Origin of the sequence: Streptomyces sp. NBC_00028 (genome assembly GCF_045041065.1) — a bacterium.
Taxonomy (GTDB): Bacteria; Actinomycetota; Actinomycetes; order Streptomycetales; family Streptomycetaceae; genus Streptomyces.
Genome location: NZ_CP108293.1, coordinates 5,724,704 through 5,739,456, shown reverse-complemented (window position 1 = coordinate 5,739,456; position 14,753 = coordinate 5,724,704). Strand labels below are relative to the sequence as shown.

General features: G+C 71.1%; 14 protein-coding genes. 5 read left to right on the top strand and 9 right to left on the bottom strand.

All coding sequences use genetic code 11. From position 1 onward, the window contains the following. Positions 1-89: 89 nt before the first annotated feature. From OG885_RS25825 to OG885_RS25815, 3 genes are all read right to left on the bottom strand, one after another. The gene (locus OG885_RS25825; protein WP_405735499.1) at positions 90-1,139 is read right to left on the bottom strand and encodes an alcohol dehydrogenase catalytic domain-containing protein; all 1,050 of its coding nucleotides are present in this window, start codon (positions 1,137-1,139) and stop codon (positions 90-92) included. Next, on the bottom strand, positions 1,139-2,287 hold the full coding sequence (locus OG885_RS25820; protein WP_405735497.1) for an acyl-CoA dehydrogenase family protein: 1,149 nt from the start codon (positions 2,285-2,287) through the stop codon (positions 1,139-1,141). Before OG885_RS25820 ends, OG885_RS25825 begins: the two co-directional genes overlap by 1 nt. 108 nt (positions 2,288-2,395) lie before the next feature. Continuing rightward, positions 2,396-3,310, bottom strand: coding sequence for an SDR family oxidoreductase (locus tag OG885_RS25815; protein WP_405735495.1), 915 nt, complete (start codon positions 3,308-3,310; stop codon positions 2,396-2,398). 85 nt (positions 3,311-3,395) lie between these two features. On the opposite strand from OG885_RS25815, the gene OG885_RS25810 reads away from it, so the two are divergent. Next, complete coding sequence (locus tag OG885_RS25810; protein ID WP_405735493.1) at positions 3,396-4,322, top strand: cyclase family protein; 927 nt, start codon at positions 3,396-3,398, stop codon at positions 4,320-4,322. Between the two features lie 337 nt (positions 4,323-4,659). Here the strand turns inward: OG885_RS25810 and OG885_RS25805 are convergent, their stop codons facing one another. From OG885_RS25805 to OG885_RS25790, 4 genes are all read right to left on the bottom strand, one after another. Then, entirely contained in the window at positions 4,660-5,133 is a 474-nt protein-coding gene (locus tag OG885_RS25805; protein WP_405742871.1) for an ATP-binding protein, read from the bottom strand. A 508-nt stretch (positions 5,134-5,641) separates the two neighbouring features. Beyond that, positions 5,642-6,547 (bottom strand): acyl-CoA dehydrogenase family protein, encoded by a 906-nt coding sequence (locus OG885_RS25800; RefSeq protein WP_405735490.1) that lies wholly within the window; start codon positions 6,545-6,547, stop codon positions 5,642-5,644. Positions 6,548-6,551: 4 nt separating this feature from the next. Continuing rightward, a complete protein-coding gene (locus tag OG885_RS25795; protein ID WP_405735488.1) occupies positions 6,552-7,685 on the bottom strand; it encodes an acyl-CoA dehydrogenase family protein in 1,134 nt (377 codons plus the stop codon). Next, complete coding sequence (locus OG885_RS25790; RefSeq protein WP_399960885.1) at positions 7,685-8,881, bottom strand: amidohydrolase family protein; 1,197 nt, start codon at positions 8,879-8,881, stop codon at positions 7,685-7,687. Before OG885_RS25790 ends, OG885_RS25795 begins: the two co-directional genes overlap by 1 nt. 112 nt (positions 8,882-8,993) lie before the next feature. On the opposite strand from OG885_RS25790, the gene OG885_RS25785 reads away from it, so the two are divergent. Then, complete coding sequence (locus OG885_RS25785) at positions 8,994-10,502, top strand: class I adenylate-forming enzyme family protein (RefSeq protein WP_405735485.1); 1,509 nt, start codon at positions 8,994-8,996, stop codon at positions 10,500-10,502. Here the strand turns inward: OG885_RS25785 and OG885_RS25780 are convergent. Together OG885_RS25780 and OG885_RS25775 are read right to left on the bottom strand one after the other, a co-directional pair. Beyond that, positions 10,481-10,993, bottom strand: a complete 513-nt coding sequence (locus OG885_RS25780) for an EF-hand domain-containing protein (protein ID WP_405735482.1) — start codon at positions 10,991-10,993, stop codon at positions 10,481-10,483. The two genes, OG885_RS25785 and OG885_RS25780, sit on opposite strands and share 22 nt — an antisense overlap. 167 nt (positions 10,994-11,160) lie before the next feature. After that, positions 11,161-11,541 carry an STAS domain-containing protein gene (locus tag OG885_RS25775; RefSeq protein WP_405735479.1) on the bottom strand — a complete coding sequence of 127 codons (381 nt, stop codon included), beginning with the start codon at positions 11,539-11,541 and terminating at the stop codon, positions 11,161-11,163. Between the two features lie 329 nt (positions 11,542-11,870). On the opposite strand from OG885_RS25775, the gene OG885_RS25770 reads away from it, so the two are divergent. The 3 genes from OG885_RS25770 to OG885_RS25760 all read left to right on the top strand — a co-directional run bounded on the left by OG885_RS25770 (position 11,871) and on the right by OG885_RS25760 (position 14,742). Then, positions 11,871-12,452 carry a sigma-70 family RNA polymerase sigma factor gene (locus OG885_RS25770; RefSeq protein WP_329337905.1) on the top strand — a complete coding sequence of 194 codons (582 nt, stop codon included), beginning with the start codon at positions 11,871-11,873 and terminating at the stop codon, positions 12,450-12,452. Positions 12,453-12,583: 131 nt separating this feature from the next. After that, positions 12,584-13,894, top strand: coding sequence for a maleylpyruvate isomerase N-terminal domain-containing protein (locus tag OG885_RS25765; RefSeq protein ID WP_405742869.1), 1,311 nt, complete (start codon positions 12,584-12,586; stop codon positions 13,892-13,894). A 185-nt stretch (positions 13,895-14,079) separates the two neighbouring features. Beyond that, positions 14,080-14,742 carry a DUF4097 family beta strand repeat-containing protein gene (locus tag OG885_RS25760; RefSeq protein WP_405735475.1) on the top strand — a complete coding sequence of 221 codons (663 nt, stop codon included), beginning with the start codon at positions 14,080-14,082 and terminating at the stop codon, positions 14,740-14,742. The last annotated feature ends 11 nt before the right edge of the window (positions 14,743-14,753 follow it).

The following is a 14,753-nucleotide window of genomic DNA, read 5'->3' as shown; positions in this document are numbered from 1 at the left end:
ACCGACAACCCGGCAGTGGTTTTCCGCGCCTGTGGACAACCGGCGCTCTGTGGACGATCCGCCCCCCCCAGAAGTGGACGATCCGCCCCTCAGAAGGTGAGCACCCCCCGCGCCACCTTCCCCGCCTCCGCGTCCGCCGCGGCCCGTTCGAACTCCTCCACCGGATAGGTCTCGGTCACCAACTCGTCGAGCAGCAGCCGCCCCTCCCGGTACAGCTCGGCGTACAGGGCGATGTCCCGCTGGGGCCGCGAGGACCCGTACCGGCACCCGAGGATCGACTTGTCCAGGTACATGGAGGAGACGACGAAGGACGCCTCGGCCCCGGCCGGCGGCACCCCCAACAACACGGCCTGTCCGTGCCGGTCCAGCAGATCGATCGCCTGCCGGATGAGCTCCACCCGCCCCACACACTCGAAGGCATGGTCGGCCCCGGTGGGCAGAAGTTCCCGCACCCCGTCCGTGGACGTCAGGAAATCCGTCGCCCCGAACTGCCGCGCCACCGCCTCCTTGGCCGGATTGGCGTCGACGGCGACGATCCGCAACGCGCCGGCGATCCGGGCCCCTTGGAGGACGTTGAGCCCGATGCCCCCGGTGCCGATCACGATCACGCTGTCCCCCCGGTCCACCCGGGCCCGGTTGAGCACGGCACCCACTCCGGTCAGCACCCCGCATCCGATGAGCGCGGCGGAGGACAGCGGAATGTCCTTCGGAATACGCACCACCTGGACGGCCTTCACCACGGTCCGCTCGGCGAAGGCCGAGTTGGAGGCGAACTGGAACACCGGCCGCCCCTCACGCGAGAACGGCTGCCCCGGCCGCCCGATGGCCTGCCGGCACATGGTGGGCCGCCCCCGGTCGCACTCCGCGCAGGTCCCGCAGTTGGCGAGGGTGGACAGCGCGACATGGTCACCGGCCACGACATGGGTCACGCCCGCCCCCACGGCCGCCACCACGCCCGCCCCCTCGTGCCCCAGCACCACGGGAACCGGGAAGGGGATGGTCCCGTCCACGACGGACAGATCGCTGTGACACAGCCCGGCGGCGGCCACGGCGACGGCCACCTCCCCGGGCCCCGGCTCGCGCACCTCCAGGTCGTCCACGACCTCGACCCGCTTGCCGTCGAACAAGACGCCGCGCATCACACAACCCCCTTGGGTTCCCTGGGCAGACCGAGCACCCGCTCGGCGATGATCGTGCGCTGGATCTGGTCCGAGCCGCCGTACACGGTGTCGGCCCGGGAGAACAGGAACAGCTGCTGGAACGCGTCGAGTTCATACGGCGAGGCGGTGGCCCAGTCCCGCGGTCCCACGCCCCCTCCGGTCCCCCGCACGGCCACGGCCAGCTCCCCGAGCCGCTGATGCCAGCCGCCCCACAGCAGCTTGGCCACGCTGGGCGCCCCCGCGTCCCCGGCCCGGCCCAGCGTGCGCAGCGCGTTCCACCGCATCACCCGCAGCTCGGCCCACTGCCGGACGAGCCGTTCCCGTACGACCGGATCCCTGACCGCCCCCGACCCGACCGCGGCCCGCACCACCCGCCCCAACTCCTCGGCGAACCCGATCTGCTGGGCCAGCGTGGACACCCCGCGCTCGAACCCGAGCAGACTCATGGCCACACGCCACCCGGCCCCTTCCCCACCCACGACATGCTCCACACGCGCGCGTGCCCCGTCGAAGAAGACCTCGTTGAAGTCACTCGTCCCCGTCAGCTGCCGAATGGGCCGCACCTCGATCCGCCCCGGCTGGTCCATGGGCACGAGGATCAGACTCAGCCCCTGATGCCGCCGCGACCCGGCCTCGGTCCGGGCCAGCACAAAACACCAGTCGGCGTCCTGCGCGAGCGAGGTCCAGATCTTCTGCCCGCTGATCCGGTAACAGTCCCCCTCCCGCACGGCCCCGGTCCGCACCCCGGCCAGATCCGACCCGGCCCCGGGCTCGCTGTACCCCTGACACCAGAGCTCGTCGCCGGCGGCGATGGCGGGAAGGAACCGCGCCTTCTGCTCCGGACTGCCGTGCGCGATGAGGGTCGGCGCGAGCAGGTTCTCCCCGATGTGCCCGGACCGAGGAGGAGCCGACGACCGTGCGTACTCCTCGGCCCACACAACCTGCCGAGTAAGCCCGACGTTCCGATTCCCGTACCCCTCCTCCCCCCACCCGATCCCGATCCACCCGGCGGCACCGAGAGTCCGCTCCCACCCACGCCGATCACCCCCACCCGAGGCATGCGCAGCAAGCCACGCCCGAGCCTCCCCACGAAAGACCTCATCAGCGGCACTGAACCCAAAGTCCACGAACCTCTCCTCTCAACGCCGCAGACGTCAACGCCCCCAAGGGGCGCGGGGAACTGCGCGACCAGCCCCATCCGGGCCCGCACCCGCCAGACAACAAGTCCCCCCGAGCTATCGGGCGTTAGGCCTCTCACCGCGCGCCGCCGCATCCTCCATCGCCGCCACCCGCGTCAGCATCGGCATCGGATCCACCCCCACCGACCCCGGCAAGAACTCCGCAATCGCATCCGGCGTCCACCCGCCCACCGCATACGCCGCCCTCAGTTCCCTCGGCTGCGCCCACACCGCCAGCTTCGCCCCCGCGATCGTGTACACCTGCCCGGTCACCCCCACCTCCCGAGCCCGATCCGACAGCAGATACACCACCAGGGCGGCCACATCCTCCGGCTCCCCGATCTCCGCCAGCTCCATGGGAACGCCCGCCGACATCCGCGTACGAGCGACAGGGGCAACGGCGTTGGCGGTCACCCCGTACTTGTGCAGCCCCAACGCGGCGCTCCGCACCAGCGAGATGACCCCGCCCTTCGCCGCGCTGTAGTTGGCCTGCGAGACCGACCCCTGATGGTTGCCGCTGGTGAATCCGATCAGCGTCCCGGCCCGCTGCTTCCGCATGACCGCCGACGCCGCCCGGAACACGGTGAACGTGCCCTTCAGATGCGTCGCGACGACCGGGTCCCACTCCTCCTCAGTCATGTTGAACAGCATCCGCTCGCGCAGGATCCCGGCGACGCACACGACCCCGTCGAGCCGCCCGTACGAGGACAGTGCGACGTCGACCACCCGCTGCCCACCGGCCATCGTGGACACGTCGTCGGCGACGGCGACGGCCTCGCCGCCCGCCGCCACGATCTCCTTGACGACCGCTTCGGCGATCTCGCTCGTCGGCGAGGACCCGTCCACGGAGACGCCGTAGTCGTTGACGACGACCCGCGCCCCCTCGGCCGCGGCCGCGAGCGCCACCGCCCGTCCGATCCCGCGCCCCGCCCCCGTCACGGCGACGACCTTGCCTGTCAAGAAGTTCCCCACGACCGGCCCCTTCCCGCGGTTTCTGACGGACCGTTAGATTTTATGACCCGTCAGATACCCGGAGACAAGCCCCTGGGGAGCGTCGATGACATTGCCGGCCGAGTTCCATGACATCGCCAAGCGCGTGAACAACTGGGGGCGTTGGGGCGCCGAGGACGAGATCGGCACCCTCAACCTGATCACCGACGAGGTGGTCCGGCAGGCCGCCGCCGAGGTCAGGACGGGCCGCCGGGTCCCGCTCGCCCTGCCCCTGCAACAGGACGGCGTGCAGACCGGCATGATCCCGGGCCGGGTCAACCCGCTGCACGCCATGGTGCAGATCAACCAGGAGATCTTCGGTCCGGGAACGGTGGCGTGCAGCGATGACGCCGTGACGATGGGCCTCCAGGCGGCCACCCACTGGGACGCGCTCACCCATGTCTCGCACTCGGGCCGGCTCTACAACGGGCGCCCCGCCGACACCATCACCCCGCACGGCGGTGCCGAGTTCAGCGGCATCGACAAGGCGCGGCACATCGTCTCGCGCGGGGTGCTGCTCGACGTGGCACGCGCGCGGGGCCTCGCCCGGCTGGAGGGTGGCCATGCCGTCACCCCGGAGGACCTGGAGGCGGCCGAGGAACTGGCGGGCACGCGGGTGCGGGCCGGCGACATCGTGCTCGTACGGACGGGTCAGATCCAGGTGTGTCTGGCGGGCGACAAGCACGCGTACGGCTATCCGTCTCCCGGGCTGTCGATCCGTACGCCGGAGTGGTTCCACGCGCGCGATGTGGCGGCCGTCGCGAACGACACCCTGACCTTCGAGATATTTCCGCCGGAGATCGAGGATCTGTGGCTGCCCGTGCATGCGCTGGACCTGGTGGAGATGGGGATGCTTCAGGGCCAGAACTGGAATCTCGAAGAGTTGTCCACAGCCTGTGGAGAAGAGCGCCGCTACACGTTCCTGCTGTCGGCGATGCCCGAGCCGTTCACCGGCGCGACGGGAACTCCGGTGGCGCCGGTCGCCGTTCTCTGATCAGGCCCTTGGATGGACGGCCGGACGGCGGCTCGCGTGTGCCGCCGTCCGGCTCCGGCGTACCCGCCCCGGTTCCCGGCCCCGAGGGAACCGACGCCGAACCAACGACCCACACTCGCCAAGGGCTCCCGTCACCGAAACCCTCGCCGTCCCCTCGCGGCGAATCGCTGACCACAAGCGTGAACAAACGGACACGCGGGGTCAACAGCCGGTCAAGGTTTTTATTACTTACGTCCCCTTTGTGACAGGCGCGCACGGAAGCACGTCACGGCGCACCGCCCCTCGTCCGGCGGAGACGACCCGGCCACTGTGCGGCCGTGCACCGATCGCGCGGCCCCTACACCGCTTCGTACGCCAGGCCCTCGTAGCCCTCGAACGCCGAAGTGCCGCTACCGAAGGCGGGCGTGGGCTCCCGGCGATCCTGGGTACATCGGTCGAGTTCGCACCAGATGCGCTTGCCGGCGCCCTCGGGGCTCCAGCCCCAGCGGTCGGCGAGGCCGTCGACCAGGGCGAGGCCCCGGCCGCCCGTCGCGTCGCCGTCGGCGCAACGCGGCACCGGCGCACAGCTGCTGGTGTCGGCCACCTCCAGACGGACGGTGGCCTCCTCGCTCGCGGAACCCGGCAACGAAAGGCGCAGCACGGCCGGACAGCCCGTGTGCACCACGGCGTTGGTGACCAGCTCGGACACGAGCAGGATCAGGGTCTCGGCGAGCGGCTCGTCGGCCCCTATGCCGGACCCGGCGAGCCGCGACCGGGCCCACCTGCGTGCTCGTCCCACCTCAGTGGGGTCGGGCCGGATCTCCAGCTGCACTTGAAGCACCTGCACCGCTCACACCATCCGAACCGGCAGACACATAGCCTCGCGCCTCACGAGGGCCACGATCGTAGCCATTTTTTGCATGGCCAGAACAATGGCCAAAGCCGGGGTCACAGAACGTGAGTCCCTTACGAGACAGCATGGTTGACGTACAGTCACCCCAACAAGCGCTTCGGGCATATTCCAGCGCGAAGGAGTACCCGTGCGCCATACTGTGCGACGCTCGCTGCGGGGAGTCGAACAGGCGGGGGCCGACGGCCCTCCCACCCGGCGAGAAGCGGCGCGCACCGCCGCATCCGGAGCCGCCTCGGAGGCAACACCGGCACGGCTCGTGCTCGGAACCACTCGCATCCCACAGAAGGTACCGGAGTGGGACACCGACTCCAGGCCGTGACGGGTCACGCATAGGACACAACCCGATATCAACGCTCCGTAATTCCGGTATGCCACACTCCGCGACATTTCCGGGACAGGCCTCAGTCGCTCCGCAGGCCAGGCCCTATCAGGCCGTCAGCTCGGCCGCGAGCAACTCCTCACTCTCCGTACGGCCACCGCCACGCTGAGCCCGCACCCACGCCCGTTTCAGCAGCAGATGCACCTCGGACTCCCAGGTGAAGCCCATGCCGCCGTGCACCTGGAGGCAGTCGCGGGCGCCGCGCACGGCGGCCTCGTCGGCGAGCAGCCGGGCCGCGGCGATGTCGGCCGGGTCCTCGGTCACGGCCGCCGCGTACACCGCCACGCGGGCCACCTCCACCCGCACCAGCAGCTCCGCGCAGAGATGCTTGACGGCCTGGAACGCCCCGATCGGATGCCCGAACTGCTCGCGCGTCCGGGCGTGTTGCACCGCCAGCTCGCACGCGCGCGTGGCGGTCCCGAGCTGTTCGGCGGCGGTGAGCAGGACGGCCACGGGATCGGTGGGCGCCGGAGCGGGCACCCGGTGCAGCGGAGTCAGCGGATCCACGGACCGCAACGGCACCGCCCCCTCGGCCCCCGGCAGCACGACATCGGCCTCGTCCATCCACTCCACGAGCCGCCCGTCCGCGGCGGCCACCACCACCTCCCCGGTATCCGCACCGGGCACCACCCCGGCGGCAAGATGAGTGGCGACAAGCGGCCCGGGCACGAGCGCCCGCCCGGCCTCCTCAAAGGCCAACACGGCGTCAGAAAGTCCCAATCCGGCCCCTCCGTCGGCTTCGGACAGCCGCAAGGAGAAGAACCCGAGGTCCCCAAGAGCCCGCCACAGGACCCGATCAAGGCGAACCTGGAAATCGCCGGTCTGTGCAGTGCCGTGAAGGGGCGCGGGGAACTGCGCGACCAGCCCCCACACACCCGCAGACGCCTGACGGCCAACCGCGGCTCGCACGGCCTCGCGCAATGCCCTTTGCTCATCCGTCAGTTGAAACCGCAAAACCTCACCTCCCCTTAGGCAGCCCAAGAATCCGCTCGGCCACGATGTTCCGCTGAATCTGCGAGGTCCCGGCCGCGATGGTGTACGACAACGACGACAACCGGTCCACCACCCAGGGCGCCCCCAAGTCCAGCGCCCCCTCCCCCAGCACCTCCGCCGCCACGTCGTACAAGTCCTGCCGCACCTGCGAGTACCGCAGCTTGAACACCGACCCCCCGACCCCCGGCACCCCGCCCCGCGCCTCCGCCTCGCTCACATTCCACTGGGTGAGCCGCCACAACGCCCGGAACTCGGCGTTGAGGGCCCCCAGCCGCCGCCTGAGCACCGGATCGTCCCAGCGCCCGTTCTTCCGTGCCGCCGCGGCGAGTTCGCGCAGCACACGCCGACAGGCGACGACCTCGCCCACGAAGGCCGTGCCGCGTTCGAAGGACAGCGTCACCATGGTCACGCGCCAGCCGTCGTTCTCGGCCCCGACCCGGTTGCCGACCGGCACCCGCACCTCGTCGAGGAAGACCTCGGCGAACTCGGCGGACCCGGCGAGGGTCCTGAGCGGCCGTACGGTGATCCCCGGGGCGTCCATCGGCATCGCGAGCCAGCTGATCCCCCGGTGCTTGGGCGCCGCGGGATCGGTGCGCACCAACAGCTCGCACCAGTCGGCGACTTCGGCGTGCGAGGTCCAGATCTTGGAGCCGTTCACCACGTAGTCGTCGCCGTCCCGCCACGCGCGCGTGCGCAGCGCCGCGAGGTCGGAGCCGGCGTCGGGCTCACTGAACCCCTGGCACCACACCTCGTCCCCGCGCAGGATCGGCGGCAGCCAGCGGGCCCGCTGCTCGTCCGTGCCCTCGGCGGCTATGGTCGGCCCGGCGTGCAGCAGCCCGACGAACCCGGCGCCCACATAGGGCGCCCCGGCCTTCTCGGTCTCCTCCAGGAAGATCAGCCGCAGGGTCGGCGAGGCGTCCCAGTGCACGTCCGCGTACCCGGCGTCGTACAGCCTGCGCTGCCAGCCCATGTCGTAGGCGCGGCGGCCCGGCCAGTCGGCCGGGGACGGCCTGGGCGGAAGCGAGGGCAGCACATCCCCCAGCCACCGCCGCAACTGCGCCCGGAACTCCTCCTCTTCCTGGGTGTACGACAGGTCCATTACTTGTCGAGGTCCAGGCCGAGCATGCGGATGGCGTTGCCGCGCATCAGCTTGTAGACGGTCTCGTCGTCGAGGCCCTTCACATGGTCGAGGGCGACCTCCTTGGTGTGCGGGAAGGTCGAGTCGACGTGCGGGTAGTCGGTCTCGAAGGTGGCGTTGTCGCGGCCGACGACGTCCAGGGACGCGACGCCGTGCTTGTCGCGGAAGAAGCAGCAGTACATCTGCCGGTAGTAGTACGTGGAGGGCGGCTCGGGGATCGTGTCGCGGACCCCGCCCCACGCGCGGTGCTCCTCCCAGACGTCGTCGGCGCGTTCGAGGGCGTACGGGATCCAGCCCATCTGGCCCTCGCTGTACGCCAGTTTGAGCGTCGGGAACTTCACCAGGACGCCGCTGAACAGGAAGTCCATCATCGAGGCCATGGCGTTGTTGAAGCTGAGGGAGGCCTGGACGGCGGGGGGTGCGTCGGGTGAGGCGGCCGGCATCTGCGAGCTGCTGCCGATGTGCATGTTGACGACCGTGCCGGTCTCCTGGCAGACCGCGAAGAACGGGTCCCAGTAGCCGGAGTGGATGGACGGCAGCCCGAGGTAGGTCGGGATCTCGGAGAAGGTCACGGCCCTGACGCCGCGCGCGGCGTTGCGCCGGATCTCGGCGACCGCCAGCTCGATGTCCCACAGCGGGATCAGGCACAGCGGGATGAGCCGCCCGCCGCTCCCGCCGCACCACTCCTCCACCATCCAGTCGTTGTAGGCGCGCACACAGGCCAGCGCGACCTCCTTGTCGTGCGCCTCGGCGAAGGTCTGCCCGCAGAACCGCGGGAAGGACGGGAAGCAGAGGCTGGCCTCGACATGGTTGAGGTCCATGTCGGCGAGGCGTGCCTTGGGGTCCCAGCAGCCGCGCCGCATCTCCTCGCGGGTGATGCCCTCCAGGGTCATCTCGTCCCGGTCGAAGCCGACGGCGGCGATGTTGCGTTTGTACGGGAACTTCAGGTCCTCGTAGATCCACCAGTCGGTGGGCGGCCCGTCCGGGTCCATCGTGATCTGGTACTTGCCCGCCACGTAGGCGAGTTCGCCGATCCCGGCGGTGAGGGCCTGCGGGCCGCGGTCGCGGTACTTGGCGGGCAGCCAGGTCTCGAAGAGGTGTGCGGGCTCGATCACATGGTCGTCGACGCTGATGATGCGGGGCAGTTCGGTCGGCATGATCCCCTCCGCCGGACGGTGTTCGCCTGGACAGGCACGTGCACTGGTCTTATCTGATGGATCGTCAGATAGCATGGCACCTGACGAGTCGTCAGCCAAGCAGGGGGCACACGTGAACGAGACCCCGCACTCCCTGAGTTCCGCCCGCACCCTCTGGGACCTGGTCGTCCGCCGCGCCGACCTCACGCCCGACCGCCCGGTCCTCCTCCAGGACGACCGGGCCCTGACCTTCGGCGAGCTACGCGCGCGTGCCGAGCGGGTGGCGGCCGGCCTGTACGACATGGGCGTACGCCCCGGCACGGTCGTCGCCTGGCAGCTCCCCACCCGGATCGAGACGGCCCTGCTCTCCTTCGCCCTGGCTCGCCTGGGTGCCGTCCAGTCCCCGGTCATCCCCTTCTACCGGGACCGCGAGGTCGGCTTCGCGCTCCGCGAGTCCCGCGCCGAGTACTTCGCCGTACCCGGCCGGTGGCGCGGCTTCGACTACCCGGCGATGGCCCGGCGGCTGGGCGCCAAGGGCGTCTTCGAGGCGTACGACACCCTCCCCGACGGCGACCCGGCCACCCTCCCCGCTCCTCCCGCCGAGGGCACCTCGGTGCGCTGGATCTACTGGACCTCGGGCACGACCTCCGACCCCAAGGGCGTTCTGCACACGGACCGTTCACTGATGGCCGGCGGCTCCTGCCTCGCCCACGCACTGCGCCTGTCCGCCGCCGACGTGGGCTCGATGGCCTTCCCGTACGCCCATATCGCGGGTCCCGACTACACGGTGATGCTGCTGCTGTACGGCTTCCCGGCGGTGATGTTCGAGCAGTTCGCGCTGCCGGACGCGCTGGAGGGGTACCGCAGGCACGGGGTGACGGTGGCGGGCGGGTCGACGGCGTTCTACTCGATGTTCCTGGCCGAGCAGCGCAAGCAGCCGGGCACGCCCGTCATCCCCACCCTGCGGCTGCTCGCGGGCGGCGGGGCACCGAAGCCGCCGGAGGTCTATCACGCGGTCGTGCGCGAGATGGGCGTCCAGCTCACCCACGGGTACGGCATGACCGAGGTGCCGATGATCACGATGGGCGCGCCGGACGACACCACGGAGAACCTCGCGACGACGGAGGGCCGCCCGCCGGCGGGCATGGAGATACGGATCGTGGACGGCGAGGTGCGGCTGCGCGGCGAGGCGGTCTGCCAGGGCTATCTGAACCCGGCGCAGACGGCGGAGGCCTTCGACGAGGAGGGCTTCCTGCGCACCGGCGACCTGGGGTTCCTCAAGGACTCCGGGCATCTCGTCCTCACCGGCCGCGCGAAGGACGTGATCATCCGCAAGGGCGAGAACATCTCGGCGAAGGAGATAGAGGACCTGCTGGCCGCGCACCCGGCGGTGGAGGACGTGGCGGTGGTGGGGCTGCCGGACGAGGAGCGGGGCGAGCGGGTGTGCGCGGTGATCGAACCGGCGCCCGAGGTACCGGAGTTGACCCTGCCCGACCTCGTCTCCTACCTCCGCGCGGAAGGGCTGTCGGTCCACAAGCTGCCGGAGCAACTGGAGGTGGTGGACGCCCTTCCGCGCAACGAGACGCTGCGGAAGGTGCTCAAGTACAAGCTGCGCGAACGCTATTCCGGCACGGTGAAGTAGCGGGCGAAGGCGGGCACGATCTCGGCCTCGGCGATCTTCCCGTCACCGTCGGCGTCGAGGGCGCTCGCGGCGGCCAGGGCGATGCCCTCCGCCGCGCCGAGCGCCCTGAGCACCCGCGCGGTGTCCTCGACGGTGGCCGTGCCGTCGCCGTCCCGGTCGGCCACGGCGAGGGCCGCGTGCAGGAACGGGCGGGCGATCTCGGCGAACCGGTCGGGGTTGTCCCGCAGCCGCTTGACGGCACCGTTCACGAACTCGTCCCGGGTGATGCGCTGATCGCCGTCCCGGTCCGCGATCCCCGCCATGCCCTGCCAGAACGCCTCCGCGCCGCCGTACAGGGCCTGCCCCTTGTCCGACCGGGCCGCCGTCCCGAACTCCGCGAGCAGCGCCTTGGCCGCCGCGCTGAAGTCCTCCCGGTCGATGTAGCCGTTGCCGTCCTGGTCGAAAGTGGCGAACCGGGCGGCGATCCTGCGCTCGTACTCGCTGCTGACCATGTCTCTTCCAGCCGCCTTACATCACGTGGGGGTGCATCTGGTGCATCTCGCTCGGAGCGTACGACGCGGGACCGGGTCCGGGCGCGGGAAAGCGACGGTTGTGCCAAGACCGGGGGAAATTCGGGACAACGGTGTGGCACACCGGCGACGCTCACCCGGGGGAGCCCTCACGCCGACAGCGGGCCCGCCTCGTCCTCCGTCGCCGAGTCCACGTCCACGTGGACGTCGAAGAGGCGCCGTACTCCGAGCGCGCCCAGCACCCGGTTGACGTGGGAGCCCTCCGGCGCCCCCTGGGCGGGCAGGATCAGGCGCAGGCTGCCCTGGCAGGAGCGGATCAGACGGCGGGAGGCGATGAGCACGCCGACGCCGCTGGAGTCGCAGAAGAAGACCTCCGAGAGGTCGAGGACGAGACTGTGGCGGCCCTCGGCCACCGCGTCGTGCACCCGCTGACGCAGCACCGGCGACGTCACCAGATCCAGCTCGCCCGACACCCGCAGCACGGCCCAGTCCCCGTGCTCGTCGCCGGTCACGTTGAACGCCACCACCACGCCCTTCGCTCGCCGGAAACGGAAGCGATTCCTACGCTTCCTTGCAGCGCGGCTGCCCACCGGCGGTGCCCTGAAACCAGGCCCAGGAAACGGAAACCGATCAGAAGAGGCTTGTTTTAGTCGCCTTCGATCCTGTTCGATCGAGGATGCGCACGAAACGGTGGGGTAGGCGAACATCCACTATCACCCTCCGCTCCCTGGGGGCGCGCATTGCGACAAAGGGGCGTGCGCTGTCAGACGTGCCGACTACATTCGAGGAGACGGTGGGTTCAGGCTTGACGGGCGCCACGCCCGGCAGGACGGACAGGCGAACAGGGTGAGGGGGCCGCATGGCGAAGAAGGACGCACCGCCCCGCTGGGACCGCAAGATGCAGCAGCGGCTCGCACGCGGTGAGGCGGCCGCCCTCGGCGAGCTCTACGACCGCTTCGCCTCCCTCGTGCACGGCCTCGCCCACCGCGTCCTCGGCGACGAGCGCGCCGCCGACGGCATCACCCGCGAGGTCTTCGCCCATGTCTGGGAACACCCCGAGACCTACGACCCCAAGCAGGGCCCGCTGCGCACCTGGGTGGCCGGCCTGACCCACCGCCTCGCCGTGCAGCGCCTGCGCGCCACCGAGACCGCCGCGCTCGCCCAGGGCGGCCTCGGCTCCACCGAGGAACTGGAGCGCAAGGTCCGTCACGCCTCCGTCGCCGCCCGCGCCGACTACATCGTCACGTCCATGCCGGCCCCGCTGCGCGCCGCCCTGGAGCTGGCCTACTTCCAGCGCCGCGACTACCGCCAGACCGCCGCCGACCTCGGCGTCACCGAGGACGAGGCCCGCCGCCGCCTCCGCCTGGGCCTGCAACTCCTCTCCACCGCCCATGACGCCGGAGCACCCGGAGCCCCTCCGGGATACGGGGGCGCGGCGTGAACGAGACGAACAGCTCCGAGGCGTACGACGGACACGAACACCAAGAGGGCCCGCGGGGCCAGGAGGGCGAGCAGGGCAAGGAGGAGCAGGAGCGGACAGGACAGCCGGAACGGAAACACGAGGGCCACGAGGTGTACGGCAGCGCTCCCGAGGGAGGCGATCAGGGCCCCGCCGACGGCCCCGGCGGCCCCGGCACGCCCGGCGGCCCCACCGACGGCACCGCCCCCTCCCACCCCGACCAGCCACCCCGTATACCGCTCCCCCGTGCCTCCGTCGAGGACACGGGACAGCCGCTGCCCCCGCTGGACGAGCTGCCGGAGCCGCCGCCGCTCGTCCTGGAGCACCCGGTCCTGAAGTCGCTCCTCGGAGCCTGGGCGCTGGCCGCCTGCTCGGCGCAGGAGACGGCCGCCGTGGAGGACCACCTGGGTGCGTGCGGCGCGTGCGCGGACGAGGCGCTGCGACTGCGCGAGGCGGTCGGCCTGCTCCACCCGCCCGAGAGCCTCGACCTCGACCCGGGCCTGCGCACCCGCGTCCTGGAGGGCTGCCTGGACCGCCGCCCGCCGCGCATCCCCGTGCCCGAGTGGGCGGCGCCGTACGACGCCGAGACCGCCCGCCTCGACGCCCTGCTCCGCGACATGGGCGACGCGGAGTGGCACGCGCCCGTGCGGCTGCGCTGGTTCGAGGCCGACAAGGCGACGAGCCGTCGTACGACCGTCGCCGGTGTGATCGCGCATCTGCTCACCGTCGACGGCCTGGTGGCGCTGGCCCTCGGTCTCGACGATCCGCTGGGTGACGTCACCGCGCAGACGCCCACCCCGGCGGCCCGCACCGAGGCGTACTGGCGCGGCTCGCACTTCCCGCCCACCCGCTCCGTCCGCGCCCCGTGGCGCGAGCAGAGCCACGACCTGGTGCGCACGGTGTCGTTCACGGGCGGCGGCGCCGGAAAGCTGTCCGTCCCCTACGGCGACTTCGATCTCCCGCTGCACGACGCGATGCTGGACCGCGCCTTCGAGTGCTGGGTGCACGCGGAGGACATCGCCGAGGCCGTCGACTACCCGTACGAACCCCCGTCCCCCCGCCATCTCAACCGCATGATCGACCTCGCGGCCCGCATGCTCCCCACCGCACTGGCGGTACGGCGGCGGGACGGACTGGCGTCGCGTGGCGCGGGCCGGCATCTGGTGCCGGCGGGCGCGCCGGGGCGCAGTCTGCGGCTGGAGATCGAGGGGCGGGGCGGCGGCGAGTGGCTGATCCCGCTGGACTCCCCGGCCGCGGTGGGCTCCGCGGCGCACGAGGTGGCCCATGTGGCGCTGGACGGCGTGGAGTTCTGCCAGCTGGCCGCGGGCCATGTGTCGCCGGAGGAAGCGGCGGCGGGCCAGGTGGGCGACCGCGAGGCGATCAGGGACGTGCTGTTCGCGGCGGCGTCTCTGAGCCGCATGTAGCGTTCACTCTCACTCCATTGCAATGAACGCAGGCGCAGCCTGTTGCGTTACTTTCTCAACCGTTGCAATGATTTACCTGCCTCCACCTGCAATAACGCACCTTTCACGCAACGAGTCCGTTGCTGATTTCATGAACGCAACGTAGCTTTTCCTTCGTCGGAAACAGAACCCGAAGGAGCAGCACGATGCAGAAGTTCGCCACCCCCGCCCCCGTCACCGTCGTCCTGGACGTCCCCGCCGGACACCTCCGCTTCATCGCCGCCCACCGCACCGACACGACCGTCGAGATCCGGCCGGCGAACCCCGCCAAGAGCCGGGACGTCAGGGCGGCGAAACAGACCGAGGTCGCCTGCGCCGACGGGGTCCTGCGGATCAACAGCCCGACGAGGAACCAGCTCCTCGGCCCCTCCGGGTCGATCGAGGTCACCGTCCAGCTGCCGGTCGGCTCCCATGTCGAGGCGCGGACGGCCAGCGCCGAACTGCGCGGGGTCGGCCGCCTCGGCGAGGTCACCCTCGGCAGCGCCCACGGCACGGTCAAGCTCGACGAGACCTCCGGCGCCCGCCTCACCCTCCAGGCCGGCGACATCACCCTCGGCCGCCTGACCGGCCCGGCCGACCTGCGCACCCAGAAGGGCGACCTGACCGTCACCGAGGCCACCCGCGGCACCCTCACCCTGCGCACCGAGCACGGAGACATCACCGTCGGCGCCGCTCGCGGCACCTCGGCCACCCTCGACGCCGGCACCTCCTACGGCCGGGTCACCAACACCCTCCGGAACGACGGCACCCCCGCGCTCGACATCCACGCCACCACGTCCTACGGCGACATCGCCGCCCGCAGCCTCTGAAGGAGCCCCTC

Excerpts from the sequence above, each read along its gene's own strand:
- OG885_RS25790 (WP_399960885.1), bottom strand. The coding sequence starts at position 8,881 with ATGCCGACCGAACTGCCCCGCATCATCAGCGTCGACGACCATGTGATC.
- OG885_RS25760 (WP_405735475.1), top strand. The coding sequence starts at position 14,080 with ATGCAGAAGTTCGCCACCCCCGCCCCCGTCACCGTCGTCCTGGACGTC.
- OG885_RS25810 (WP_405735493.1), top strand. The coding sequence starts at position 3,396 with ATGACATTGCCGGCCGAGTTCCATGACATCGCCAAGCGCGTGAACAAC.
- OG885_RS25780 (WP_405735482.1), bottom strand. The coding sequence starts at position 10,993 with ATGGTCAGCAGCGAGTACGAGCGCAGGATCGCCGCCCGGTTCGCCACT.
- OG885_RS25795 (WP_405735488.1), bottom strand. The coding sequence starts at position 7,685 with ATGGACCTGTCGTACACCCAGGAAGAGGAGGAGTTCCGGGCGCAGTTG.
- OG885_RS25825 (WP_405735499.1), bottom strand. The coding sequence starts at position 1,139 with ATGCGCGGCGTCTTGTTCGACGGCAAGCGGGTCGAGGTCGTGGACGAC.
- OG885_RS25770 (WP_329337905.1), top strand. The coding sequence starts at position 11,871 with ATGGCGAAGAAGGACGCACCGCCCCGCTGGGACCGCAAGATGCAGCAG.